We start from the raw sequence: 25,401 nt of genomic DNA, 5'->3' as shown, positions 1-25,401 counted from the left end.
AAGGCCGTCACAGCGCATCACCGACCAGTGCCCGCAGCCTTTCCCACCCGGCCTCGGCCACGAAAGCCCCCTTGCCCCACCTCAGGGCGGGCACCGTCACCACCAGCCCCGCCGCATCACGCTCCAGCACATGGATCTCGGCCACCCGCCGACGGCCTCCCCCGTCCCGTACGAGGTGGATCACCACCGACAGGGCCGCCGCCAGTTGGCTGTGCAGGGCGGCCCGGTCGAGTCCGGCCGCGGTACCCAGCGCCTCCAGCCGGGCAGGTACGTCCGCTGCCGCGTTGGCGTGGACCGTGCCGCACCCGCCTTCGTGACCGGTGTTGAGCGCCGCGAGGAGTTCGGTCACTTCGGCGCCACGCACCTCGCCCACCACCAGCCGGTCGGGGCGCATCCGCAGCGCCTGCCTGACCAGATCCCGCAGCGTCACGCGCCCGGCACCCTCCTGGTTCGCCGTGCGCGACTCCAGCCTCACCACATGCGGATGCTCGGGACGTAGCTCGGCCGAGTCCTCGGCCAGCACGATGCGCTCCCGCTCCCCCACCATTCCCAGCAGACTGCTCAGCAGAGTCGTCTTGCCGGAGCCCGTACCGCCACTGATGAGGAACGAGAGCCGGGCCTCGACCAGTGACCGCAGCAGCCTGTCACCGCCCGGCGGCACCGTCCCCGCCTCGACCAGCTCCTCCACGGAGAAGGCGCGGGGCCGCACGACGCGCAGCGAAAGGCAGGTCGAGCCGACGGCAACCGGAGGGATCACGGCATGCATGCGCGTCCCGTCCGGCAGGCGGGCGTCCACCCACGGGCGGGCGTCGTCGAGCCTCCGCTCGGCCACTGCCGCAAGCCGCTGGGCGAGTCTGCGCACCGACGCCGCGTCGGTGAACGTCACCTCGGTGAGCTCCAGGCCCCTGCCCCGGTCCACCCACACCCGGTCGTGTGCGGAGACGAGTACATCCGTGACCGACGGGTCGGCGAGCAGCGGCTCCAGCGGCCCCGTGCCCACCAGTTCGCAGCGAAGCTTCTCCGTGCCGCCCAGCACTTCGGCGTCGCCCAGCAGCCGCCCCTGGGCCCTCAGCGCAGCGGCCACCCGGGCCGGCGTGGGCTCCGCGCCGCTCTCCGCAAGCCGCTGCCGCACCGCCTCCAGCAGCCCGGAGCTCATCCGACGCCCTCCCCGACCAGCGCACGCTCCCAGAAGGCCGTGCAGAACCTGGCCAGCGGTCCGCGGCCGTTCCCGCCCGGCGGCGCTCCTCCGCTCTGTGCGGCCGTCAGTCCGGGCTCAGTCGGGAGCTCACCGGCGAGCGGCAGGCCGAGGGCTTTTGCCACCCATTGCTCGTCCAGCCCCGGCGCATACGGTCCGCGCACCACCACCCGCAAGTCGGGAAGGACCATGCTCACGACTGACGCCACGCGGTTGGCGGCGGCGACAGCCCGCAGCTCACCGGGCACGACCAGCAGGCCGAGGTCCAGCTGCGCCAGCGCCTCCGCCACACCTTCGTCGACGCGGCGCGGCAGATCGACGACCACCGATCCACCGCGTCGACGGGCGGCCGCCAGGACCGACCGCATGGCCTCCGGAGGAATCACCACCGAATCACCGCGGTCCCAGCTGAGTACGCGAAGAGCGTGCAGTTCGGGCAGCGACTCCTCCAGTGCCCCACCGGCGACCCGACCCTTCGAAGCGGCGAAATCCGGCCATCGCCTGCCCTCTGTGTGCTCACCCCCGAGCAGCACGTCGAGCCCTCCGCCGAGCGGGTCCCCGTCGACGAGCATCGTTCGCCGGCCGCTGCGTGCCGCCGTCACCGCGAGCGCGGTTGCCAGTGTGGAGGCGCCGGCACCGCCACGGCCGCCGATCACCCCGACGGTCAGCGCCTGCCGTCCGGCCCCTTCGACGACATCGGCGATGCGGTCGACGAGCCAGCTCTCGGCGTCGGGCAGCCGCAGCACGCAGTCGGCTCCGATCTCAACGGCTCGCCGCCAAACGTCCGGGTCGTCCTGGTCCCGGCCGACGAGGAACACCCCGCGCCTGCGCGAGGCCCCGCGGCAGCGTGCGGCCGCGTCGTCGCCGACAAGGACCAGCGGCGCGTCCTCCCACCCGCCCTTCTGCTCCGGTGGCGAATGGTGCACAGCGGGCTCTGCGCCGGCCGCCGCGCACAACCGCAGTAGATCGTCGAGCAGTTCCAGGTCCTCGGTGACGATCAAGGGTCCGCCCCGCCGCTCCTCCGCGGCGCGCGAGCGGTCCGATGTGATGGATCCGGCCACGATCTCCACCCCTTCCCTCTGCGATCTCGTATCGCATCGAGATCCGTGATTCCTTCGGCCCGCGACTTACGCGGCTGGAATCACGGTGCAGCGCCGTGAGAAATCGTGTGGATCTTGCCGAAAAACTGTGGACAACTCGCCACTTGTGAATATCCCCGTAGCTCATACCAGTGAGTGCTCGTCCGCTGATGGACGACTGGGTGAGAGCGCTCCGGAGGCTCGCCCGGCGGCCTGCCGGAGAGCAGCCTGACGGTTACACGGAGTGATGAACCTGGGGGTGAGCCCCCCGGTGCCCTGGAGACGCACAGAGGAGCCGCTCCAGCGGCTCGGAGACACACTGAGCGGGAAAACGTGCCCGGACATGCGACGACCCCCGCCGGGGGGGAGAGCGGGGGTCGTCTCTCCGGCCGACTCGGGGGGGGAGGAGCCGGACCGGGTTAGCACGGTCGCGAACGATCCGTGACTTCCATGGTGTACCCGAGAGCCTTCTCAGGCAAACCCACACGCGCCAGCGTACGCCGAATGGCGGGCACATATGCTCAGCTCGTGGAAAACCACTCGTTGCCGCGCACAGCCGCCTTCTTTGACCTGGACAAGACGGTCATTGCGAAGTCTTCGACTCTGACCTTCAGCAAGTCCTTCTACCAAGGCGGGCTGATCAACCGGCGCGCCGTACTGCGTACCGCCTATACACAGTTCGTTTTTCTGGCGGGCGGCGCGGATCACGACCAGATGGAGCGGATGCGCGAGTACCTCTCCGCGCTCTGCAAGGGCTGGAACGTCCAGCAGGTCAAGGAGATCGTCGCCGAGACGCTCCACGACCTCATCGACCCGATCATCTACGACGAGGCCGCCTCCCTCATCGAGGAGCACCACGCCGCAGGCCGCGACGTGGTCATCGTCTCCACCTCCGGCGCCGAGGTCGTGGAACCCATCGGCGAGCTGCTCGGAGCGGACCGGGTCGTGGCCACGCGCATGGTGGTCGGCGACGACGGCTGCTTCACCGGCGAGGTGGAGTACTACGCGTACGGGCCCACAAAGGCGGAGGCCATCAGGGCACTCGCCGAGTCGGAGGGGTACGACCTGAGTCGCTGCTACGCGTACAGCGACTCGGTCACCGATGTCCCCATGCTCGCGGCGGTCGGACACCCCTACGCGGTGAACCCGGGGCGCGGACTGCGCCGGGAGGCGGTCCTGCGGGGCTGGCCGATCCTCGACTTCAACCGGCCCGTGCGCCTGAAGCAGCGACTGCCCGCCTTCTCCATGACACCGCGGCCGGCCGTGATGGCGATGGCGGCCGTCGGAGCCGCAGCGGCCACGGCCGGACTCGTCTGGTACGCCAGTCGCCGGCGCACGGTGGCGGCACGGACCGCGGCGCGGGCCCCGGCCCTGTGACCTCGCCCGCCGAGGGCCGGCCACGCGATCCGGCGGAGAGATCCGTCCGCATTTGAAGCTACAAGTAAAGAAGTGCGGGCAGGGCTTCCACATCCATGCCCGCAGTAGTACAAAGGAGTCACGGCCCGCGAGACCGAGGCACATCCGAAAGGATCACCTTTAAACGCATAAAGGCCCCACGGACCGAAGCATGAAAACTGAGCACCCACGCGACGTCGACCCGTCGATTACGGGCCAGCCGCACCAGGTGACGGGCAAAGTTCCCGACCTGATGGGCAACTTTTCGAGGACGCATGGTAACTCGGCGCTCATGCCAGCGGCGGTACCGAAATCGGTACCGCCGCAACCCTTTGTGCAGGTTTCTGCCCCTGTGCGCAGACCTCAGGCGGCGCCCCGCTGAAGCGCCTCGCACACCGCGGTCGACTCCCTGACGCCCAGCTCCACCGCGCGGCCGCAGTGAGCGATCCACGCGGCCATCCCCTCCGGCGTCCCGGTCAGGTACGCCTCGAAGGCGGCCACGTACGCGGCCCTCCCCTGCTCGGCGTGGCCGACCTCCGCCGGGCAGATCGACTTCGGGTCGAGCCCACTACCGATGAGCACGATCCGCTCCGCCGCCCTCGCGACCAGTCCGTTGTGCGAGACGAACGGCCGCAGCGCCAGCAGCTCGCCGTGCACCACGGCGGCGGTCACCAGGGCAGGAGCCTCGGTGCCCGCGATGATCAGCTCCGCCAGGCCGTCGAGCCGGCCCGTCACCTCGGCGACATCCGGCAACGGCGCCTTGATCAGCGGCTCGTCCACCACCTCGCCGGGAAGGCGGGGGCGCCCGACCGTGTCCTCGTCGCCCGCACCGCTCGCCGCGACAAGGTGCAGCCGCGCCAGCACACGCAGCGGCGACTGCCGCCAGATGGAGAGGAGCTGGCCGGCCTCCGCGGTGAGCCGCAGGGCGGCGCCCACCGTACGCGCCTCCGGCTCACTGCCGAAGTCGGTACGCCTGCGGACCTCCTCCAGCGCCCAGTCCGCCCCGGACAGGGCGGCGGAACCGCGCGCTCCGCGCAGCGCCGCCTCCGAGGTGATCTCGTTGCTGCGCCGGCGCATGACCCGGTGGCCGTAGACCCGGTCGACAGCCTTGCGCACGGAGTCCACGGAGTCGGCGACGCCCGGCAGGGTGCCGAGGGTGGCGAGGGGATCGGCCGACGAGGCGTTCGTACTCATAGGTAGCGAGGCTACGCGCCGCACCGGCCTCGCCCCACCTTGGAGTGGCGTTCCTCACCCTGAGGGGCAACTCCAAGCGATCGTTCCACTACCCTAGGTGAACATGAAGATCGCTTTCGTAGGGAAGGGCGGCAGCGGCAAGACGACGCTGTCATCCCTCTTCATCCGTCACCTGGTCGCCAACGAAGCCCCTGTCGTCGCAGTGGACGCCGACATCAACCAGCATCTCGGCGCCGCCCTCGGTCTCAGTGAGGCGGAAGCGGCCGAGCTGCCCGCGATGGGGGCGCATCTGCCTCTCATCAAGGACTACCTGCGTGGCTCAAACCCCCGCATCACGTCGACCGAGACGATGATCAAGACGACCCCTCCCGGTGAGGGGTCACGTCTGCTGCGCGTCGTGGAGGACAACCTCGTGTACGAGGCCTGCGCCCGCACGGTCCGGCTCGACGACGGTGACATCAGGCTGATGGCCACGGGGCCCTTCACCGAGTCGGACCTCGGTGTCTCCTGCTACCACTCCAAGGTCGGGGCGGTCGAGCTCTGTCTGAACCATCTTGTCGACGGCGCCGAGGAGTACGTCGTGGTCGACATGACCGCCGGCTCCGACTCGTTCGCCTCCGGGATGTTCACCCGCTTCGACATGACGTTCCTGGTGGCCGAACCGACTCTCAAGGGCATCTCGGTCTACCGGCAGTACAAGGAGTACGCCCGCGACTTCGACGTCGCGATGAAGGTCGTGGGCAACAAGGTGCAGAGCCCCTACGACATCGAGTTCCTCCGCGACCAGGTGGGGGACGACCTGCTTGTCACCCTCCGGCACTCCGACTGGGTGCGTGCCATGGAGAAGGGCCGCCCGCTCCGCTTCGAGCTCCTCGAGGCGGACAACCGCATGGCCCTGCAGACACTGCAGAGCACGGCGGAGGACTCGTACGCCACCCGCGACTGGGAGCGCTACACGCGTCAGATGGTGCACTTCCACCTGAAGAACGCGGAGAGCTGGGGGAACGCCAGGACCGGGGCCGACCTTGCGGCACAGGTCGACCCGGACTTCGTACTCGGCGAGCACACACTGGTGCCACAGCCCGGCTGACATGAGGCGGCCTCCGTCCCGCGTCGCGGGCGGGGACCGCCGCTGTCGTCCTCATGGAGCCATCGGCACCCCCCACCCGGTCAGCGCTCCGCCCGCTTCTCCCCCGGCTTCCCGGCCGCGTTCGCCTCCGCCCGCTTACCGGACTTCCGGGCCGGCGGCGCCGCCGGGGCCACCGGTTTACCCAGGAACTGCTCCCAGCCGCCCGGGGGCGCCTCGCCGACCTCGAGGCCACGCAGCTTCTCGAGAATCTTCGGGTCCTGCGCGTCCAGCCAGTCGACCAGCTGACGGAACGACACGCATTCCACCTCGCTCTTCCCGCACACCGCCGCGATCGTCTGCTCAATGGCGCGCATGTACGTGCCGCCGTTCCAGGACTCGAAGTGGTTGCCGATGATCAGCGGTGCCCGGTTGCCCTGATATGCGCGCTCGAAGGCCTGGATCAGGCCGTCGCGCATCTGGTTGCCCCAGTACGCGTGCTTCGCGGGGTCACCCTTCGCGGTCCCGGACTGGTTGACCATGAAGTTGTAGTCCATAGCCAGCGTCTCGAAGGCGCGCCCGGGCACGGGGACCAACTGGAGCGAGAGGTCCCACAGGCCGAGTTCCTTCTCGGGCCAGACCTGGTTGTTGACACCACTGGTGTCGTAGCGGAAGCCCAACTCGCTCGCCGCACGTACGAAGTTCTCGCGCCCCTCCAGGCAGGGCGTGCGGGCGCCGATGAGTTCCTCGTCGTAGTCGAAGGGGAGCGGCTCCATGAAGGCCAGGTCCGCGTTGGTCTTCCAGTTCTTGACAAACGACTTGGCCTGGTGGATCTCGCTCTTCCACTCCTCGACGGACCAGGCGCCCACCCCTGTCCTGCCGCAGAAGTGGCCGTTGAAGTGCGTGCCCACCTCGTTCCCTTCGCGCCAGGCGGCACGCAGCTCACGAACGGTGTCCCTGATGCCCTCGATGTCGTTGAAGCCGATGTCGGAGCGGCCGGCCGCATGCTGCGGCGGGTTGTACATCGCCCGCTTCTCCTCGGGCAGGAGATAGACACCACTGAGGAAGTAGGTCATCGTCGCGTCGTACTTCTTGCCGACTTCGCGGAAGTGGGAGAACAGCTTCTGGCTGTCCTCACCGGCGCCGTCCCAGGAGAACACCACGAATTGCGGCGGCCTCTGACCGGGCTTCAGCCGTTGTGGCTTGAGCAGCCCCGGCTGAGCACCTGTGAACGCGGTGGAGCCGTCGCCGATGAGCCGTACCGCGCTCTTGGGGGCGGCAACGCCTTCCTTGCCGGCCGGACCGCCCGGCCCCTTGGCGCCGCCGGGGCCGGAGCACCCTGCGAGACCTGCGACCAGCGCCGTGGCGACCACGCCGACGGGGACGACCCTCTTCGTGGCGACCAACATCCGCCCACCTCATTCCTATGCCAATACGACTGTCTGACGGCGGTGCATACGGAGCCGACAAACTCGCATCGCGATGGCGGAAGAGGCCCGACGACGAGCCGTTATGAAATGACTAATCACCACATCGGGTGAAAGCCTGCCCTATTTGCCTCGAAAATAATGCCCGAGTCTTTACTCTGCATTACGATCCATTTACCGAACGTTTGAGTATCCCGCTGCTGCATGCCGTGACCTACGGCCGCGACCCCACAATCCGCGACCGCGCTGCCCCGGAGGAGACGGGAACCATGTCTTGCGTCCCCACCCGTACCGACGATGCTTCTCACCGGCCCGACAAACCCCCGAAGAACGACCCCGCCCGCTTGGCGCGACTGTCCCCCGTATCCCGATTCCAGCGTCCACACGGCCCGCCGCCCGGCGGCGACGGCCCCTTGCGCTTCCGCGGCGCCGATCTCTCCGCGTCGATCGCCGTCTTTCTGATCGCGCTGCCGCTCTCCCTCGGCATCGCCCTCGCCACCGGCGCACCGCTCCAGGCCGGTCTCGTCGCAGCGGCAGTGGGCGGCATCGTCGCCGGCCGGCTCGGCGGCTCGCCGCTGCAGGTCAGCGGGCCCGCTGCCGGACTGACCGTGGTGACCGCCGAGTTGATCCAGCAGTACGGCTGGCGCACCACCTGCGCGATCACCGTTCTCGCCGGACTGTGCCAACTGGTCCTGGCCGCCTTGCGGGTCGCCCGCTCAGCCCTTGCCGTCAGCCCGGCGATCGTGCACGGAATGCTTGCCGGCATCGGCGCCACGATCGCCCTCGCCCAACTGCACATCGTCCTCGGCGGCACACCGCAGAGCTCCGCCGTGAGCAACCTTCAGGGTCTGCCCGCCCAGTTGAGAGACCTCCACCCGGCCGCGCTCTCCGTCAGTGTCCTGACCGTCGCCGTGCTGCTGATCTGGCCGCGTGTCCCAGGCCGTGCGGGCAGCATCGTCCGGAAGGTTCCGGGCGCACTCGTTGCGGTGGCCGCAGCCACCGCGCTCGCGACGCTCGCAAACCTGCACCAACCGCTGGTCGACCTGCCGTCGTGGCGTTCGCACGCGCTGCCCGAGCTTCCCGAGGGCCCGGTCCTCGGCCTGCTGGCCGCGGTTCTCACCATCACACTCGTCGGCAGCGTGGAGTCGCTGCTGTCGGCGGTCGCCATCGACAAGCTGGCGTCGGCCCGCAAGAAGCCGGCCGTCCACCTTCCCCGTACCGATCTCGACCGCGAGCTCGCCGGTCAGGGCGCTGCGAACGTCGTGTCCGGCGCACTCGGAGGGCTGCCCATCACCGGCGTCGCCGTGCGCAGCTCGGCCAACGTGGCCGCAGGCGCGGTCAGCCGTAACTCCGCCATGCTGCACGGGCTGTGGATCGTGGTCGCGGCACTGCTGCTGGTGCCCGTCCTGGACCTGATCCCGCTGGCCGCGCTGGCCGCTCTGGTCATGGTCGTCGGCGTGCAGATGGTCAACATCACTCACCTGCGCAGTGTCAAGAAGAACCGCGAGATGCTCGTCTACGCGGCCACGCTGAGCGCGGTTGTCCTCACCGGCGTACTGGAAGGCGTCGTCATCGGCGTCGCAGTGGCTGTCGCGGTCGCGCTGCACCGGCTGACGCGGACCCGGATCACGGTGGAGGAGCATGACGGCGTCCACCGGGTCCGTGCTCGGGGCCAGCTGACGTTCCTCGCCGTGCCCCGACTGAGCCGGATGCTGAGCCATGTCCCCCCTGGTGCCGACTGTGTCGTCGAGTTGGACGGTTCCTTCATGGACCACGCGGCGTACGAGGCCCTGCACGACTGGCAGACCTCGCACACCGCCCGGGGCGGCAAGGTGGAGGTGACCGGGCGGGCCGGGGGCCGGATCAGCGAGCCCGCCGACGAGACCCATGGCTGCTGCCGCCCCTGGACGCCATGGCGCAACCACCATTGCGACGACCGGTCTCGCGAGACGGACGGGCATCATCTGGCAAGCGGGCTCAGCTCCTTCCAGCGCAACACCGCGCCGCTGGTGCGTGACGAGCTGGCGCGGCTGGCGCGCGAGGGCCAGCGTCCGTCACAGCTCTTCATCACCTGTGCGGACTCCCGGCTCGTGACCAGCATGATCACGGCAAGCGGCCCCGGCGATCTGTTCACCGTGCGCAATGTGGGCAATCTTGTGCCACTGCCCGGCGAGGAGAGCGCCGACGACTCCGTCGCAGCCGCAATCGAGTACGCGGTCGACATCCTCGGAGTGGACTCGATCACCGTCTGCGGGCACTCGGGCTGCGGAGCGATGCAGGCCCTGCTGAACAGCCCGCCGGACGACTCCCCCACACCGCTGGCACGCTGGCTGCGGCACGGCCGTCCGAGCCTGCGGCGGATGGAGAACCGGGACCGCGCCTGGGCAAGGATCTCCGGCCGTCTGCCGACCGACGCGGTGGAGCAGTTGTGCCTGACGAATGTGGTCCAGCAACTGGAGCACCTGCGGGCCCATGAGTCGGTCGCACGACGGCTCGCGGCGGGTTCCCTGCAACTGCACGGGATGTACTTCCATGTCGGCGAGGCCCAGGCGTATCTCCTCACGAGCACCGCGGAGGACGAGATCGAAGAGGTCTTCGACCGAGTGGCCCCGACCCCGTCGCCGCTGGAGAAGTCCCGGGTCTGACCACCACCGCAGCTCCCTCGCTCCGGCACGCCTGGGTCGCGCGGCTGAACCACTTGCGTCCCGGGTCCGTGAGAACGTGTGGCCCCTCGTCCCCACCGCCCGGGGACGAGGGGCACCCACAGGTCTAAACCAATATCCGGAAGGCCCTTGTCACCCGGGCCCTCTGGCTGATGAGCTATGGCCTGGGACACATACGCACAGAAGACGCCCTGGGAAAGGGAGATGTCGTGAGCAACGAAAGCCTGGCCAACCTTCTTAAGGAAGAGCGGCGGTTCCCCCCGCCGGCCGAGCTGGCAGCGAGCGCCAACGTGACGGCGGAGGCGTACGAGCAGGCCGCGGCGGACAGGCTTGGCTTCTGGGCCGAGCAGGCGCGTCGGCTCAGCTGGGCCACCGAACCGACCGAGACCCTCGACTGGACCAACCCGCCCTTCGCGAAGTGGTTCGCCGACGGCAAGCTGAACGTGGCGTACAACTGCGTGGACCGTCATGTCGAGGCCGGCCACGGCGACCGCGTAGCCATCCACTTCGAGGGCGAACCCGGCGACGGCCGCGCCATCACCTACGCGGAGCTCAAGGACGAGGTCTCCAAGGCCGCCAACGCCCTGCTCGAGCTCGGTGTCCGCAAGGGCGACCGGGTCGCCGTCTATCTGCCGATGATTCCCGAGGCCGCCTTCGCGATGCTGGCCTGCGCCCGCATCGGCGCCGCGCACTCCGTGGTCTTCGGCGGCTTCTCCGCGGACGCGGTCGCCTCCCGGATCCAGGACGCCGACGCCAAGCTGGTGATCACCTCCGACGGCGGCTACCGCCGCGGCAAGCCGAGCGCCCTCAAACCCGCGATCGACGAGGCCGTCGCCCGCTGTCCGCAGGTCGAGCACGTGCTCGTCGTACAGCGCACGGGCCAGGAGACGGCCTTCACCGAGGGCCGCGACGTCTGGTGGCACGACATCGTCGCCCGTCAGTCCGCGGAGCACACTCCCGAGGCCTTCGACGCCGAGCACCCGCTCTTCATCCTCTACACCTCCGGCACGACCGGTAAGCCGAAGGGCATCCTGCACACGTCCGGCGGCTACCTCACCCAGACGGCCTACACGCACCACGCCGTGTTCGACCTCAAGCCCGAGTCGGACGTCTACTGGTGCACGGCCGACATCGGCTGGGTGACCGGCCACTCGTACATCGTCTACGGGCCGCTGGCCAACGGTGCGACGCAGGTGATGTACGAGGGCACTCCCGACACCCCGCACCAGGGCCGCTTCTGGGAGATCGTCCAGAAGTACGGCGTCACCATCCTCTACACCGCGCCCACCGCGATCCGTACCTTCATGAAGTGGGGCGACGACATCCCCGCCAAGTTCGACCTGAGCAGCCTGCGGGTGCTCGGGTCGGTCGGCGAGCCGATCAACCCCGAGGCGTGGATCTGGTACCGGGAGAACATCGGCGCGGGCAAGACCCCGGTCGTCGACACCTGGTGGCAGACGGAGACCGGCGCGATGATGATCTCGCCGCTGCCCGGTGTCACCGCGGCCAAGCCCGGCTCGGCGCAGCGCCCGCTGCCCGGCATCTCGGCCACCGTCGTGGACGACGAGGCGAACGAGGTCCCCAACGGCGGCGGTGGCTACTTGGTCCTCACCGAGCCGTGGCCGTCGATGCTGCGCACCATCTGGGGCGACGACCAGCGCTTCCTCGACACCTACTGGTCGCGCTTCGAGGGCAAGTACTTCGCGGGCGACGGCGCCAAGAGGGACGACGACGGCGACATCTGGCTGCTCGGCCGGGTGGACGACGTGATGCTGGTCTCCGGCCACAACATCTCGACCACCGAGGTGGAGTCGGCACTGGTCTCCCACCCGAAGGTCGCGGAGGCGGCAGTCGTGGGCGCGGCGGACGAGACCACCGGACAGGCCATCGTCGCCTTCGTGATCCTGCGCGGAACGGCCAGTGAAGACGAGAACCTCGTGAACGACCTGCGCAACCACGTCGGCGCGACACTCGGCCCGATCGCGAAGCCCAAGCGGATCCTTCCGGTGGCCGAGCTGCCGAAGACCCGCTCGGGCAAGATCATGCGGCGGTTGCTCCGTGACGTGGCCGAGAACCGTGAGCTGGGAGACGTCACCACGCTGACGGACTCCTCGGTGATGGACCTCATCCAGTCGAAGCTGCCCGGCGCGCTCAGCGAGGACTGACCAGCGGCGATCACCCGTGCGCGGGGCCCTTGGGCAAGCCGGCCGGGGGCCTCGCGCGCATGCACGCGCCCCCGCCTGGCGGGCCTGTCCGGACAAGGCTTGGGTAGAGTGAAGAACGCGTCACTGACGTGATCGTGCAATCAAGGTGCGCCGGGAAGTCTGGTCGGCAAGTGTTCTGTGCTGCCCCCGACCGGAGGTTTCGCCCCGTGGCTTCGCCCAGCCCCAACCACAAGTTCCTTGGCCGCCTCCCCCTGCCCGAGCGGAACTACGTCGCGGACGCCCTGCGCACGGAGACCCTCGGCGGCGTCCTGCTCCTGCTCGCCGCAGTCGCCGCGCTGATCTGGGCGAACACGCCCCTAGGGGACAGCTACGCCTCCGTACGCGACTTCCACATCGGCCCCGCCTCACTCGGTCTCGATCTGTCGATCCAGCATTGGGCGGCCGACGGACTGCTGGCCGTCTTCTTCTTCGTCGCCGGCATAGAACTCAAACGAGAACTGGTCGCCGGTGAGCTGAGCGACTCCAAGGCTGCCGCGCTGCCCGTGATCGCCGCGCTCTGCGGCATGGTGATGCCGGCGCTCGTCTACCTGGTGGTCAACACCGCCGGTGGGGGATCCACCGCCGGGTGGGCCGTGCCGACCGCCACCGACATCGCGTTCGCGCTGGCTGTTCTCGCCGTCATCGGCACGTCGCTGCCGTCGGCGCTCCGCGCCTTTCTGCTGACCCTGGCGGTCGTCGACGACCTCTTCGCCATCCTGATCATCGCGATCTTCTTCACGAACGACCTCAACTTCGCGGCCCTCGGCGGGGCCTTGGGGGGTCTCGCCGCCTTCTGGCTGCTGCTGCACAAGGGAGTGCGCGGCTGGTACGTGTATGTGCCCCTCGGGCTGGTCATCTGGGGCCTGATGTACAACAGCGGCGTCCACGCCACCATCGCCGGTGTCGCCATGGGCCTGATGCTGCGCTGCAGCCGCCGCGAGGGCGAGGAGCAGTCACCGGGCGAGCACATCGAGCATCTCGTCCGCCCCCTCTCCGCCGGCTTCGCCGTACCGCTGTTCGCGCTGTTCTCGGCCGGCGTGGCCATCACAGGCGACTCGCTGACCGATGTGTTCACCCGGCCCGAGACGCTCGGTGTCGTCCTCGGTCTGGTGGTCGGGAAGGCCCTCGGAATCTTCGGCGGCACCTGGCTGGCGGCCCGCTTCACCAAGGCGGAGCTGAACGATGACCTGGCCTGGCCCGACGTCCTGGCGCTCGCCACGCTCGCCGGCATCGGCTTCACCGTCTCGCTGCTCATCGGCGAGCTCGCCTTCACCGGCGACCCGACACTGACGGACGAGGTCAAGGCCGCGGTCCTGATGGGCTCGCTGATCGCCGCGGTCCTCGCCGCGATCCTGCTGAAACTTCGGGTACGCACCTACCAGGCGCTGTCCGCGGAGGAGGAGCGCGACGAGGACATGTCCGGAATCCCGGACATCTACGAGCAGGACGACCCGGCGTACCACCTGAGGATGGCCGCGATCTACGAGGAGAAGGCAGCGGAGCACCGCAGAAGGGCGGAAGCGGCCGGTGCGGTGCGCAACAGCGGCGACAGTCCGGCATGATCTGACATCGGACCGTACGAACACCGGACCCGTGGAAGAGGAGAGGGAGTCAGCGATGAGCGACCCCGGCAACACCACAGCCAACGCTGTCGGCGCCGACCGCAGTCTCGGCCAGCTGGTCGCCTCGGCGACCGCCGAGATGTCCGCGCTGGTACACGACGAGATCGCACTGGCCAAGGCCCAGTTGCGGCAGGACGTGAAGAAGGCCGGGATGGGTGGGGCGGCTTTCAGCGCGGCAGGCGCGGTGCTGCTCTTCTCGCTGCCCATGCTGAGCTTCGCGCTGGCATACGGCTTCGAGGCCTGGACCGGCTGGAACCTGGCATGGTGCTTCCTGCTGTCGTTCGCGGCCAATGTCGTCCTGGCCGCTCTGCTCGGCCTCGTCGGCATGGTCTTCGCCAAGAAGGCGAAGAAGGGCAAGGGCCCGCAGAGGGCAGTCGCGTCGGCCAAGGAGACGGCCGCTTTGCTGGGCAACGCCAAGCCGCACCCACGCGGCGTGAAACTGACCAAGCCTGTCGGCAGCACGGCGTCCACCCGGGTATCGGACAAGGTTTCGGCGTGAGCCATGGCCCGGGGGTCGAGAACACGACGTCCCGGGTTGTGGCACGCTCATCAGCATGACCGTCCCTGATTCCACCCCGGGCAGCCTCGGCGCCCTCGGCAGCCCCGTACGCATCGACGGTCCCTGGACCCATCGCGACGTGGCGGCCAACGGTGCCCGCTTCCATATCGTCGAAATGGGCGACGGGCCGCTGGTGATGCTGTTGCACGGCTTCCCGCAGTTCTGGTGGACCTGGCGGCATCAGCTGACCGCGCTCGCCGACGCGGGATTCCGGGCCGTGGCGATGGACCTCCGCGGCGTGGGCGGCAGCGACCGTACGCCGCGCGGCTACGACCCCGCCAACCTGGCGCTCGACATCACCGGTGTCGTCCGGTCGCTGGGTGAGCCGGACGCTGCCCTGGTCGGGCACGACCTGGGCGGCTATCTGGCCTGGACGGCGGCCGTGATGCGGCCCAAGCTGGTGCGCCGGCTCGCCGTGTCCTCGATGCCGCACCCGCGGCGGTGGCGTTCGGCGATGCTGTCCGACTTCGCACAGAGCCGGGCCGGCTCCTATGTCTGGGGCGTCCAGCGGCCTTGGTTCCCGGAGCGGCAACTGGTCGCGGACGGTGCTGCCTTGGTGGGCGAGCTGATCGAGGGCTGGTCGGGTCCGCAGCCGCTCGACCAGGAGGCCGTCGACGTCTACCGGCGGGCGATGTTGATCCCGTCGACGGCGCACTGCTCGATCGAGCCCTATCGGTGGATGGTCCGGTCGCTGGCCCGGCCGGACGGCATCCAGTTCAACCGCCGGATGAAGCGTCCGGTGCGGGTGCCCACACTGCATCTGCACGGTTCACTCGATCCGGCGATGCGTACGCGCAGTGCGGCCGGTTCCGGTGAGTACGTCGAAGCACCGTACCGGTGGCGGCTGTTCGACGGTCTCGGTCACTTCCCCCACGAGGAGGATCCGGTGGCCTTCTCGAACGAGCTGATCAACTGGCTCAAGGACCCCGAGCCCGACCGGTAAGCCGCGGGGGCATTTCGCACACCGGAAGAACGGTTGTCCTACGAACAGCCAAGTGCCTGGCGCATAAGCCAATTGGCCGTCGCCGACACGGTTACCGACCATGGGGCCCGGGCACACGTCCGGGTATGGGCTGGACGCACGACTACGGTGATGCAGCACGCAACCGCCGCTCGGCCAGTGGGCCGATCACCCACGAGACAGGTGGCCTTCCGAGCGAGGACCACGAGCATCCGGGGCAGGGGATGGGGATTCCACTCATCCTCAGGCGCCGCGCGCGCTGGGTGTCCGCGCGCCTGCGGCATCATCCCCGGAACTGACCCACTACCGCGGCGCCCTTACAGTGCGCAGCCCTGGCTGTCGACCTGCTGGTTGGCGCTGCGGCCCAATTCGATGTCCTCGCGGATCTCGTCCGCCGTCAGGGCGTAGCCGGTGTCGGCGTCGTCCAGGGACCTGGCGAAGATGACACCGTAGACCTTGCCGTCCGTGGTGAGCAGCGGGCCGCCGGAGTTGCCCTGGCGCACGGTCGCGAACAGCGAGTAGACGTCGCGGCGGACGGTTCCCCGGTGGTAGATGTCGGGGCCGTTGGCGTCGATCCGGCCACGGACGCGGGCGGCGCGCACGTCGTACGAGCCGTTCTCCGGGAAGCCGGCGACGATGGCGCTGTCACCGCTCTCGGCGTCGCCTTCCTCGAAGTCGGTGAACTCGAGCGGGCGGGCCTTGAGGTCGGGGACGTCCAGGACGGCGACGTCGCGCTCCCAGTCGTAGAGGACGACCTTGGCGTCGTAGAGCCGGCCCTCGCCGCCTACCTGCACCGTCGGCTCATCGACGCCTCCGACGACATGGGCGTTGGTCATCACACGGCGCTCGTCGAAGACGAAGCCGGTGCCTTCGAGGACTTTGCCGCAGCTCGGGGCCGTACCGACGACCTTGACGATGGACTGCTTGGCGCGCTCGGCAACGGGACTTCCGGTGAGCGTCGGGTCAGGTGCCTGTACCTCGGTGATGGGCTCGTTGGCGAACGGGCTGAAGACCTGGGGGAAGCCGTTCTGGGCGAGTACGGACGAGAAGTCCGTGAACCAGGTGTTGGCCTGATCGGGCATCACACGGGACACACCGAGCAGCACCTTCGAACTGCGGACCTCCTTCCCCAGGGTGGGCAGCGAGGTACCGGCGAGGGCGGAGCCGATCAGCCAGGCGACCAGCAGCATCGCGACGACGTTGACCAGCGCGCCGCCCGTGGCATCCAGCGCGCGGGCGGGCGACCAGGTGATGAACCGTCGCAGTTTGTTGCCGAGATGAGTCGTGCACGCCTGGCCGACGGAGGCGCAGACGATCACGATGACGACGGCGACTATCGCGGCCGTGGTGGACACTTCGGTGTCGTCGGTCAGCGCGTTCCAGAGCACCGGAAGCAGATAGACCGCGACGAGTCCGCCGCCGATGAAACCGATCACCGACAGGATGCCGACGACGAAGCCCTGGCGATAGCCGACGATCGCGAACCACACGGCGGCGACCAGCAACAGGATGTCCAGCACGTTCACCGTCATTTGCCTCGCAGTGTCGTCGCCGGTGCTCCGTCCGGCTGGGGTGGGGCCACGGCGCGCCGCCGCGTTTCGATGCTGCGCTCCCGGCCGGGAACGCAGCTCTTGGTCAGCCTGTCATGCGTGCCAGTCCAGCGGCACCTGCTTGGTGTGGTCCCATGGTCGCTCCCAGCCTGCGAAGTGCAGGATCCGGTCGATGACTCCGGCCGTGAAACCCCAGACCAGCGCCCCTTCGACCATGAACGCGGGCCCTGCGTGACCGCGCGGGTGCACGGCCGTCGCACGGTTGGCCGGGTCCGTGAGATCTGCCACGGGCACGGTGAAGACGCGCGCGGTCTCGGCGGGATCGACCGCTCCGACCGGACTGGGGGTGCGCCACCATCCCAATACGGGCGTCACGACGAAACTGCTCACCGGGATGTAGAGCTTGGGCAGCACGCCGAAGGTCTGCACTCCCGCCGGGTCCAGACCGGTCTCTTCCCGGGCCTCGCGCAGCGCGGCCCGCAGCGGGCCGGTCGTCGCAGGGTCGCCGTCCTCCGGGTCGAGCGCGCCGCCGGGGAAGGAGGGCTGGCCCGCGTGCGAGCGCAGGGTGCCGGCGCGCTCCATGAGCAGCAGTTCGGGCCCCTTGGCCCCCTCGCCGAAGAGAACGAGGACGGCGGACTGGCGGCCGTGTCCGCTCGCGGGCGGCAGGAAGCGGCTGAGCTGGTGCGGCTCCACGGTCTCGACGGCGCTCACCACGGGCTCGAGCCACTCGGGCAGTCCCTCGGTGGTGACGACCACGTCACCGTCGACGACCACCTCGCCGTCGCCGTGCTGTTCGAATCGCTGGTACGTCTCTTCTCCTGTGCGTGTCATCGGCACCCCCTCACCACAACGTCACAAGGGGCTTCGATCGTTCCGCAGGCGGGGAGCGTCACTCGATCGCGCCCAGGGCCGGGGCCGGTTTTCCCGGGTAGTCCGGGGGTGGCTTGAGACGCTGGCCGGGCTGGCCGCCCTTCTCGTACTTCAGGAGCTTCCTGGCCTTCTCGGGGTCGGTCTCGCCCTCCCCGTACGCAGGGCAGAGGTGCGTGATCGGGCAGGCGCCGCAGGCGGGCCTGCGCGCGTGGCAGATCCGGCGACCGTGGAAGATGACTCGGTGCGAGAGCATGGTCCACTCGCTCTTGGGGAAGATCGTGGCGATCTCGGCCTCGATCTTCACCGGGTCGTCCTGGTCGGTCCACTTCCAGCGGCGGGCCAGCCGCATGAAGTGTGTGTCCACGGTGATGCCGGGGACACCGAAGGCATTGCCCAGTACGACGAACGCGGTCTTGCGGCCCACACCGGGCAGCGTCACCAGGTCCTTCAGCCGACCGGGGACCTCGCCGCCGAAGTCGTCACGGATGGCGGCGGACAGCCCCATGATCGACCTGGTCTTGGCGCGGAAGAACCCGGTCGGGCGGATGATCTCCTCGACCGCCTCCGGCTCCGCCGCCGCCAGGTCCTCGGGGGTGGGGTACTTGGCGAAGAGAGCGGGCGTCGTCTGGTTGACCCGGAGGTCGGTGGTCTGCGCGGACAGGACCGTCGCGATCAGCAGCTGGAAGGCGTTCTCGAAGTCGAGCTCCGGATGGGCGTACGGATACGCGTCGGCGAGTTCGCGATTGATGCGGCGGGCACGCCGGACCATGGCCAGCCGTGATTCCGGTTTGGGCGTTTTGTTCCTTTTGCCCGAGGTGGGCGACAGCTGTTCGCCCAGAGCGGAATTCTGCTTACCGGACACGCTCCCAGCCCCCTCGGCCTGTGTTCTCACCGGCGAATTGGACACCCGGCCAGCCTAAAGGCCACCACCGACATCCGCCCCGGTCGCCCGGAATCAGGACCCGATCGGGCCCCTGCCGTAGGGAGACACGCGTCAGTGCGTCAAACTTGTTGTGATTGATCGCACGATTGTTTACCACCGGGGTCCCTGCCCCGGCGGAGCCCCACGGGGCACAGTGTCCCCAGGCCGGCACAGCACAGTCCGGCATCATGGGACCAACGTCCCCTGAGCAGGTCGACAAGGAGAGAACTCGTGGACGACGTTCTGCGGCGCGCCCCGCTCTTCGCGGCGCTCGATGACGAGCAGGCCGCGGAGCTCCGCGCCTCGATGAGTGAAGCGACGCTCGCCCGCGGCGACGCGCTCTTCCACGAGGGCGAACCGGGCGACCGCCTCTACGTGGTCACCGAAGGCAAGGTCAAGCTCCACCGCACCTCCCCCGACGGCCGCGAGAACATGCTGGCGGTCCTCGGCCCCGGCGAGCTGATCGGCGAGCTGTCCCTCTTCGACCCGGGCCCGCGCACCGCGACCGCCACCGCGCTGACCGAGGTCAAGCTGCTCGGGCTCGGCCACGGTGACCTCCAGCCCTGGCTGAACGTCCGGCCCGAGGTCGCCACGGCGCTGCTGCGCGCGGTCGCACGCCGGCTCCGCAAGACCAACGACCAGATGTCCGACCTGGTCTTCTCCGACGTCCCGGGCCGTGTCGCCCGTGCGCTCCTCGACCTGTCGCGCCGTTTCGGTGTGCAGTCCGAGGAGGGCATCCACGTCGTCCACGACCTCACCCAGGAAGAGCTGGCCCAGTTGGTCGGCGCCTCCCGCGAGACCGTGAACAAGGCGCTGGCCGACTTCGCGCAGCGCGGCTGGCTGCGGCTCGAGGCGCGTGCGGTGATCCTGCTGGACGTGGAGCGTCTGGCCAAGCGTTCCCGCTGACGCCACAGGCCCACACGGCCTGTACGACGCCGAGAGCCGCCCGCACGATGCGGGCGGCCCCACGTCATGCCACGTGTCCGTGACGGCCGGACGGGCCTAGCCAGGACCGATGAGTCCGTGTTCCCGCAGGTATTCGAGCTGGGCCCGTACGGAGAGCTCGGCGGCCGGCCACAGGGACCGGTCCACCTCCGCGTACACCTTCGCCACGACCTCGGAGGCCGTGGTGCAGCCGTTCTCGACCGCCGTCTCCACCTGCGCCAGGCGGCTCGCGCGGTGCGCGAGGTAGAACTCGACGGCGCCCTGGGCGTCGTCGAGCACCGGTCCGTGGCCCGGCAGCACGACGTGGATGCCGTCGTCGACGGTGAGCGAGCGCAGCCGCCGGAGCGAGTCGAGGTAATCGCCGAGCCGTCCGTCGGGGTGCGCGACGACGGTCGTGCCGCGGCCGAGAATCGTGTCGCCCGTGAGCACGGCCCGGTCCGCGGGCAGGTGAAAGCTGAGCGAGTCCCCGGTGTGGCCGGGCGTGGCGACGACCCGCATCTCGAGACCGCCCGTGGTGATCACGTCGCCGGGGGCGAGCCCCTCGTCGCCGAGCCGCAGCGCCGGGTCGAGTGCCCGGACGTTCGTACGGGTCAGCTCGGCGAGACGCGACGCGCCTTCGGCGTGGTCGGGGTGGCCATGGGTGAGCAGGGTGAGGGCGATCCGTTTGCCCGCCCGTTCCGCTGTGTCGATCACGGCACGCAGGTGGCCGTCGTCGAGCGGCCCGGGGTCGATGACGACCGCGAGGTCGGAGTCCGGCTCGGAGACGATCCAGGTGTTGGTGCCGTCGAGGGTCATCGCGGACGGGTTGGGGGCGAGGACGTTCACGGCGCGGGCGGTGGCGGGCCCCGACAGCGCACCGCCGCGGGGCTGTCCCGGCAGAGTGGCGGCGTCGGTCATCGCGGGCCTCCGGTGGGGACGTGCTTGGTGAACTCGTCGTGGCCCGGCCAGCTCAGGACGATCTCCTCGTTCTCCAGCCGGGCCTCGGCCAGGACCGGGGTGAGGTCCTGGCCCGCCGCCGCCTCCAGGACCTGCGCAGCCGTCGCGTACGGCTGGAGAGTGCGGAGCGTCGCGACGGTCGGCGGCATCATCAGCAGGTCGCCCTTGTCGTACCCGGCCACGGCGTCGGCGGGGCTGGTCCAGACGGTGGTCTCGGCCTCTGTGGAGACGTTGCGGGTGCGCTGGCCCTCGGGGAGGGCAGCCACGAAGAACCAGGTGTCGTACCGGCGCGGCTCGAACTCCGGCGTGATCCAGCGCGCCCACGCGCCCAGCAGGTCGGAACGGAGCGCCAGCCCCCTGCGGTCCAGGAAGTCGGCGAACGACAGGCCCCTGTCGACCAAGGCCTGACGGTCGGCCTCCCAGTCGTCGCCCGTCGTGTCGCCGACGACCGTGTCATGGGTGGGGCCGGCCAGCAGGACACCGGCCTCCTCGAACGTCTCGCGTACGGCCGCGCACACGATGGCCTGGGCGGACGCGGTGTCGTCGACGCCGAGGCGCTCCGCCCAGGTGTCCAGCGAGGGGCCCGCCCAGCGCACCGGCCGGTCGTCGCGGGGGTCCACACCACCGCCCGGGTACGCGTACGCGCCTCCGGCGAAGGCCATGGAGGCGCGTCGGCGCAGCATGTGGACGACGGTGCCGTGGGTGGTGTCGCGCAGCAGCATCACCGTGGCGGCACGCCTGGGGGCCACGGCGGTGAGCTCACCGCTCGCCAGGGCGCGGATGCGGTCGGGCCATTCCGGCGGGTACCACTGACCATTGGACATGGGGCGGATGCTATGCGCTTCCGCGCCGATGTTCGAGAGCCGCCTTTCCGGTGCCGGGCCTCGACGGCAACGGCCCCGTGCCCGCCGGGAAGCCGACGGGCACGGGGCCGTGGAGACGTGGACGGGCGCTCGGTCAGCTTCCGTCCTGGACGAGTTCCACCTGGATCTCGATCTCGACCGGAGCGTCCAGCGGCAGCACCGCGACACCGACCGCGCTGCGCGCGTGCACTCCCTTGTCACCGAGCAGCTCACCGAGCAGTTCACTCGCACCGTTGAGGACCGCGGGCTGGCCGGTGAAGTCGGAGGCGGACGCCACGAATCCGACGACCTTCACCACACGTGCGATACGGTCCAGGTCGCCGGCGACCGACTTCACGGCCGCCAGGGCGTTCAGCGCGCAGGTGCGGGCGAGCTCTTTGGCCTCCTCGGGGGTGACCTCGGCCCCGACCTTGCCGGTCACCGGAAGCTTGCCCTCCACCATCGGGAGCTGGCCCGCTGTGTACACGTACGCGCCGGAGACCACCGCCGGCTGGTAGGCGGCCAGCGGCGGCACGACCTCGGGAAGCCGCAGGCCGAGTTCGGCGAGCTTGCCCTCGATGGCGCCGCTCACTGCTTCTCCCGCTTCAGGTAGGCCACCAACTGCTCGGGGTTGTTGGGCCCGGGCACGACCTGGACGAGCTCCCAGCCGTCCTCGCCCCAGGTGTCCAGAATCTGCTTCGTCGCGTGCACGAGAAGGGGCACGGTCGCGTATTCCCACTTGGTCATGGAGCCGACTGTAGCCGCAGCCCCGGCATGCTTCGTGACCCAGCCCGACGCATACGTGACGCAGCCCGCAGGCAGCCTCGTGCGTAGGGCGGGGTGCGACTGGTTAGGCTCGAATACGTGAGCAGGCTCCAGGTCGTCAGCGGCAAGGGCGGGACCGGTAAGACCACGGTTGCCGCCGCACTCGCGCTCGCCCTCGCGACCGAGGGAAAGCGGACTCTTCTCGTCGAGGTCGAGGGCAGGCAGGGCATCGCCCAGCTTTTCGAGACGGAGGCTCTTCCTTACGAGGAGCGCAAGATCGCCGTCTCCTCCGGCGGTGGCGAGGTGTTCGCACTGGCCATCGACGCCGAGCGGGCCCTCCTCGACTATCTCCAGATGTTCTACAAGCTCGGCGGCGCCGGCCGCGCCCTGAAGAAGATCGGTGCCATCGACTTCGCGACGACGATCGCGCCGGGCGTCCGTGACGTGCTGTTGACCGGCAAGGCTTGCGAGGCCGTCCGCCGCCGGGACAAACAAGGGCGGTTCGTCTACGACTACGTGGTCATGGACGCCCCGCCCACCGGCCGCATCACCCGCTTCCTGAACGTCAACGACGAGGTGGCGGGCCTGGCGAGGATCGGTCCGATACACAATCAGGCGCAGGCGGTGATGCGGGTGCTCAAGTCCCCGGAGACGGCCGTCCACCTGGTGACCCTGCTGGAGGAGATGCCGGTCCAGGAGACCGCGGACGGCGTCGCCGAACTGCGTGCCGCGGGCCTCCCGGTGGGCAATGCCATCGTGAACATGGTCCGCCCGCACCTCCTCGACGAGGACGCGGTGCGCGACGCGGAGAACGGCCGGCGGGAGGCCATCACCAAGGCCCTCACGGCGGCCGGTGTGTCCGGTGGGGCAGCGCTCGTCACACCGCTGCTGGAACAGGCGGCCGAGCACGCGCAGCGTGTGGAGCTGGAACGGGAGCAGCGCAGGGCGCTGAACGTCCTGGAGCTGGGCGCGTACGAACTCCCCATGCTGACCGAGGGCGTGGACCTGTCGGGCCTCTACCAACTGGCCAAGGAACTGCGTAAGCAAGGGGCGGGCTCATGACCCTGGACTCGTCGGCCCGGCTCGAGGTCGACCCGCTCATCGAGGACCCGGCCACGCGCATCATCGTGTGCTGCGGCGCCGGGGGCGTCGGCAAGACGACCACGGCCGCGGCCCTCGGCGTACGGGCGGCAGAGCGCGGACGCAAGGTGGTCGTCCTCACCATCGACCCGGCCCGGCGGCTCGCGCAGTCCATGGGCATCGACTCCCTGGACAACACCCCGCGCAGGGTCGAGGGAATCAAGGGCGACGGCCAACTGCACGCCATGATGCTCGACATGAAGCGGACCTTCGACGAGATCGTCGAGGCGCACGCGGACGCGGAGCGTGCCCGCGCCATCCTGGGGAACCCCTTCTACCAGTCCCTGTCCGCCGGCTTCGCGGGCACGCAGGAGTACATGGCCATGGAGAAGCTGGGCCAGCTGCGGGCGCGGGACGAGTGGGACCTGATCGTCGTCGACACCCCGCCGTCGCGCTCGGCGCTGGACTTCCTGGACGCGCCGAAGCGCCTGGGCTCGTTCCTCGACGGCAAGTTCATCAAGCTGCTGATGACCCCGGCGAAGATGGGCGGCCGGGCGGGGATGAAGTTCCTCAACGTCGGCATGTCGATGATGACGGGCACGCTGGGCAAGCTCCTGGGCGGCCAACTGCTGCGTGATGTACAGACGTTCGTTGCCGCGATGGACACCATGTTCGGCGGGTTCCGTACCCGGGCGGACGCGACGTACCGGCTGCTGCAGGCCCCGGGGACGGCGTTCTTGGTGGTCGCGGCGCCAGAGCGCGACGCGTTGCGGGAGGCGGCGTACTTCGTGGAGCGGCTGGCGGCGGAGGACATGCCGCTGGCCGGTCTGGTGCTCAACCGTGTGCACGGCAGCGGGGCGGCGCGGCTGTCCGCGGAGCGGGCGCTGGCAGCCGCGGAAAATCTTGACGAAGCCGGCATTGTGGATCAGTGGCCCGGGAAGACTGGTGTTCGTGACACCGCGGCCGTCTCTCCCGAATCGCCGTCCGCGGGTCGCTCCCCCGAAGCTCGACCGGCAGCCGACCGACCCGCGGCCGGCGCGCCGGAAGTGGTAACGCAAGTCCCCGAGGCATCCGCAGAGCAGCAGAGCGTCGCAGCCGCGGGACAGACCACGCAGCAGATGACCGCGGGTCTGCTGCGTCTGCATGCCGAACGGATGCAGGTACTCGCACGCGAGCAGCGCACCCGTGACCGTTTCACCGCCCTCCACCCGGAAGTGGCGGTGGCCGAAGTGCCCGCACTCCCCGGCGATGTGCACGACCTCACCGGCCTGCGCACCATCGGCGACCGCCTCGCGACGGGCGGGAGCGCGCGGGCCGGGGCGGCTTAGCCGCACCAGCGACGTCGAAGGCGCGCGCCTGCTGGGGCGCGACCCGACGTCGTACACGCGCCCCGTACGCACGGGCGCGGACGGTCGTCAGGCGTGCCTCGCCCACCCGGGGCGCACGCCGTTGCGACCGCTCGCCGCCCTGGGCCCTCGAGTCGAGGGCGACCCCGACCCGGACCGGGACTCGCCGGGCGACGTCAGCCGACTGCCGCGTACGCCTCGTAGGTCTCGTCGTCGTCGAGGGCGACGGGAAGGATTCCCGCGCTGCGCTCGTATTCCGTGCGTGCGGTCTCAAGCAGACGGCGCCAGGAGGTGACGGTGGGGCGCCTGCGCAGCAGTGCGCGCCGCTCCCGCTCGGTCATCCCGCCCCATACGCCGAACTCGACGCGGTTGTCGAGCGCGTCGGCCAGGCACTCGGTACGCACCGGGCATCCCGTGCACACCGCCTTGGCCCTGTTCTGCGCTGCCCCTTGTACGAACAGTTCATCCGGATCCGTCGTGCGGCAGGCTGCCTGCGCACTCCAGTCGGTTACCCAGCCCATGCCGGCGCCGTCCTCTCCCGAATCGAGGCTCCCCCACGGCGGCAGCGGCATATTCACCGCTGCCAGTTGAGGACGTTACGGAAGGTGGGCACAGCGCAACACCCCCTTGGGGCCCAATCTTGAATGGCCCGAACGGACTATGCGTACGCGGCAGATCACCCAGGGGAGTGACCTGAGGGCATAGCGAACAAGTCCGACAAAGCGGGGTAGTTCAGTTGGACCACAAGGGGCGTACCGCAACACACGCCCCGGATTCGGA

At 69.6% G+C, this 25,401-nt stretch carries 23 protein-coding genes; 11 read left to right on the top strand and 12 right to left on the bottom strand.

Annotated features, from left to right (window positions below):
- Positions 1 to 7 precede the first annotated feature (7 nt).
- On the bottom strand, positions 8 to 1,156 hold the full coding sequence (locus IE198_RS22700; protein ID WP_189889471.1) for a TadA family conjugal transfer-associated ATPase: 1,149 nt from the start codon (positions 1,154 to 1,156) through the stop codon (positions 8 to 10).
- The gene (gene ssd / locus IE198_RS22695) at positions 1,153 to 2,265 is read right to left on the bottom strand and encodes a septum site-determining protein Ssd (RefSeq protein WP_373299934.1); all 1,113 of its coding nucleotides are present in this window, start codon (positions 2,263 to 2,265) and stop codon (positions 1,153 to 1,155) included. Before ssd ends, IE198_RS22700 begins: the two co-directional genes overlap by 4 nt.
- A gap of 513 nt (positions 2,266 to 2,778) precedes the next feature.
- On the opposite strand from ssd, the gene IE198_RS22690 reads away from it, so the two are divergent.
- Positions 2,779 to 3,651, top strand: a complete 873-nt coding sequence (locus tag IE198_RS22690; protein ID WP_189889467.1) for an HAD family hydrolase — start codon at positions 2,779 to 2,781, stop codon at positions 3,649 to 3,651.
- 381 nt (positions 3,652 to 4,032) lie between these two features.
- Here the strand turns inward: IE198_RS22690 and IE198_RS22685 are convergent, their stop codons facing one another.
- Positions 4,033 to 4,863, bottom strand: a complete 831-nt coding sequence (locus IE198_RS22685; protein WP_189889465.1) for a Fic family protein — start codon at positions 4,861 to 4,863, stop codon at positions 4,033 to 4,035.
- A gap of 103 nt (positions 4,864 to 4,966) precedes the next feature.
- Between IE198_RS22685 and IE198_RS22680 the strand changes: the two genes are divergently transcribed.
- Positions 4,967 to 5,953, top strand: a complete 987-nt coding sequence (locus tag IE198_RS22680; RefSeq protein WP_189889463.1) for an ATP-binding protein — start codon at positions 4,967 to 4,969, stop codon at positions 5,951 to 5,953.
- Positions 5,954 to 6,033: 80 nt separating this feature from the next.
- Here IE198_RS22680 and IE198_RS22675 read toward each other — a convergent pair whose 3' ends face one another.
- Entirely contained in the window at positions 6,034 to 7,338 is a 1,305-nt protein-coding gene (locus tag IE198_RS22675; RefSeq protein ID WP_189889461.1) for a polysaccharide deacetylase family protein, read from the bottom strand.
- Between the two features lie 287 nt (positions 7,339 to 7,625).
- Between IE198_RS22675 and IE198_RS22670 the strand changes: the two genes are divergently transcribed.
- The 6 genes from IE198_RS22670 (at position 7,626) to IE198_RS35475 (ending at position 15,664) form a co-directional block, all read left to right on the top strand.
- Positions 7,626 to 10,001 (top strand): SulP family inorganic anion transporter, encoded by a 2,376-nt coding sequence (locus IE198_RS22670; protein ID WP_189889459.1) that lies wholly within the window; start codon positions 7,626 to 7,628, stop codon positions 9,999 to 10,001.
- 227 nt (positions 10,002 to 10,228) lie between these two features.
- Positions 10,229 to 12,184, top strand: a complete 1,956-nt coding sequence (gene acs, locus IE198_RS22665) for an acetate--CoA ligase (RefSeq protein ID WP_189889457.1) — start codon at positions 10,229 to 10,231, stop codon at positions 12,182 to 12,184.
- 206 nt (positions 12,185 to 12,390) lie between these two features.
- Positions 12,391 to 13,785, top strand: a complete 1,395-nt coding sequence (nhaA, locus tag IE198_RS22660; protein WP_189889455.1) for a Na+/H+ antiporter NhaA — start codon at positions 12,391 to 12,393, stop codon at positions 13,783 to 13,785.
- Between the two features lie 55 nt (positions 13,786 to 13,840).
- Positions 13,841 to 14,344, top strand: coding sequence for a phage holin family protein (locus IE198_RS22655; protein WP_189889453.1), 504 nt, complete (start codon positions 13,841 to 13,843; stop codon positions 14,342 to 14,344).
- 55 nt (positions 14,345 to 14,399) lie between these two features.
- A complete protein-coding gene (locus tag IE198_RS22650; RefSeq protein WP_189889451.1) occupies positions 14,400 to 15,347 on the top strand; it encodes an alpha/beta fold hydrolase in 948 nt (315 codons plus the stop codon).
- 125 nt (positions 15,348 to 15,472) lie between these two features.
- Positions 15,473 to 15,664, top strand: coding sequence for a hypothetical protein (locus tag IE198_RS35475; protein ID WP_229834236.1), 192 nt, complete (start codon positions 15,473 to 15,475; stop codon positions 15,662 to 15,664).
- Positions 15,665 to 15,682: 18 nt separating this feature from the next.
- Here IE198_RS35475 and IE198_RS22645 read toward each other — a convergent pair whose 3' ends face one another.
- From IE198_RS22645 to nth, 3 genes are all read right to left on the bottom strand, one after another.
- On the bottom strand, positions 15,683 to 16,891 hold the full coding sequence (locus tag IE198_RS22645; protein ID WP_189889568.1) for a MarP family serine protease: 1,209 nt from the start codon (positions 16,889 to 16,891) through the stop codon (positions 15,683 to 15,685).
- Positions 16,892 to 17,008: 117 nt separating this feature from the next.
- Entirely contained in the window at positions 17,009 to 17,746 is a 738-nt protein-coding gene (locus IE198_RS22640; protein ID WP_373299932.1) for an NUDIX hydrolase, read from the bottom strand.
- A gap of 58 nt (positions 17,747 to 17,804) precedes the next feature.
- Entirely contained in the window at positions 17,805 to 18,647 is an 843-nt protein-coding gene (gene nth / locus IE198_RS22635) for an endonuclease III (RefSeq protein WP_189889449.1), read from the bottom strand.
- A gap of 291 nt (positions 18,648 to 18,938) precedes the next feature.
- On the opposite strand from nth, the gene IE198_RS22630 reads away from it, so the two are divergent.
- Positions 18,939 to 19,613: a Crp/Fnr family transcriptional regulator gene (locus IE198_RS22630; protein WP_005314425.1), complete on the top strand. Its 675-nt coding sequence runs from the start codon at positions 18,939 to 18,941 to the stop codon at positions 19,611 to 19,613.
- A gap of 96 nt (positions 19,614 to 19,709) precedes the next feature.
- On the opposite strand, the gene IE198_RS22625 is transcribed toward IE198_RS22630, so the two are convergent.
- The 4 genes from IE198_RS22625 to sp36 all read right to left on the bottom strand — a co-directional run bounded on the left by IE198_RS22625 (position 19,710) and on the right by sp36 (position 22,177).
- On the bottom strand, positions 19,710 to 20,549 hold the full coding sequence (locus tag IE198_RS22625; RefSeq protein WP_189889448.1) for an MBL fold metallo-hydrolase: 840 nt from the start codon (positions 20,547 to 20,549) through the stop codon (positions 19,710 to 19,712).
- Positions 20,546 to 21,412, bottom strand: coding sequence for an NUDIX hydrolase (locus IE198_RS22620; protein WP_189889446.1), 867 nt, complete (start codon positions 21,410 to 21,412; stop codon positions 20,546 to 20,548). Before IE198_RS22620 ends, IE198_RS22625 begins: the two co-directional genes overlap by 4 nt.
- 133 nt (positions 21,413 to 21,545) lie before the next feature.
- The gene (locus IE198_RS22615; protein ID WP_189889444.1) at positions 21,546 to 22,022 is read right to left on the bottom strand and encodes a RidA family protein; all 477 of its coding nucleotides are present in this window, start codon (positions 22,020 to 22,022) and stop codon (positions 21,546 to 21,548) included.
- A complete protein-coding gene (gene sp36 / locus IE198_RS22610) occupies positions 22,019 to 22,177 on the bottom strand; it encodes a Sp36 family protein (RefSeq protein WP_003991873.1) in 159 nt (52 codons plus the stop codon). The genes IE198_RS22615 and sp36 overlap by 4 nt, the downstream gene beginning before the upstream one ends.
- A 117-nt stretch (positions 22,178 to 22,294) precedes the next feature.
- Here sp36 and bagA point away from each other — a divergent pair, with 117 nt between their 5' ends.
- Together bagA and bagB are read left to right on the top strand one after the other, a co-directional pair.
- On the top strand, positions 22,295 to 23,257 hold the full coding sequence (gene bagA / locus IE198_RS22605) for an ATPase BagA (RefSeq protein ID WP_189889442.1): 963 nt from the start codon (positions 22,295 to 22,297) through the stop codon (positions 23,255 to 23,257).
- Positions 23,254 to 24,603: an ATPase BagB gene (gene bagB / locus IE198_RS22600; protein WP_189889440.1), complete on the top strand. Its 1,350-nt coding sequence runs from the start codon at positions 23,254 to 23,256 to the stop codon at positions 24,601 to 24,603. Before bagA ends, bagB begins: the two co-directional genes overlap by 4 nt.
- 194 nt (positions 24,604 to 24,797) lie before the next feature.
- Here bagB and IE198_RS22595 read toward each other — a convergent pair whose 3' ends face one another.
- Entirely contained in the window at positions 24,798 to 25,142 is a 345-nt protein-coding gene (locus IE198_RS22595) for a WhiB family transcriptional regulator (RefSeq protein WP_050791514.1), read from the bottom strand.
- Positions 25,143 to 25,401: the final 259 nt, after the last annotated feature.

The organism is Streptomyces xantholiticus (assembly GCF_014651015.1).
GTDB lineage: Bacteria > Actinomycetota > Actinomycetes > Streptomycetales > Streptomycetaceae > Streptomyces > Streptomyces xantholiticus.
The sequence above is the reverse complement of the archived record's forward strand: the minus strand, read 5'-3'. Positions and strand labels throughout refer to the sequence as shown.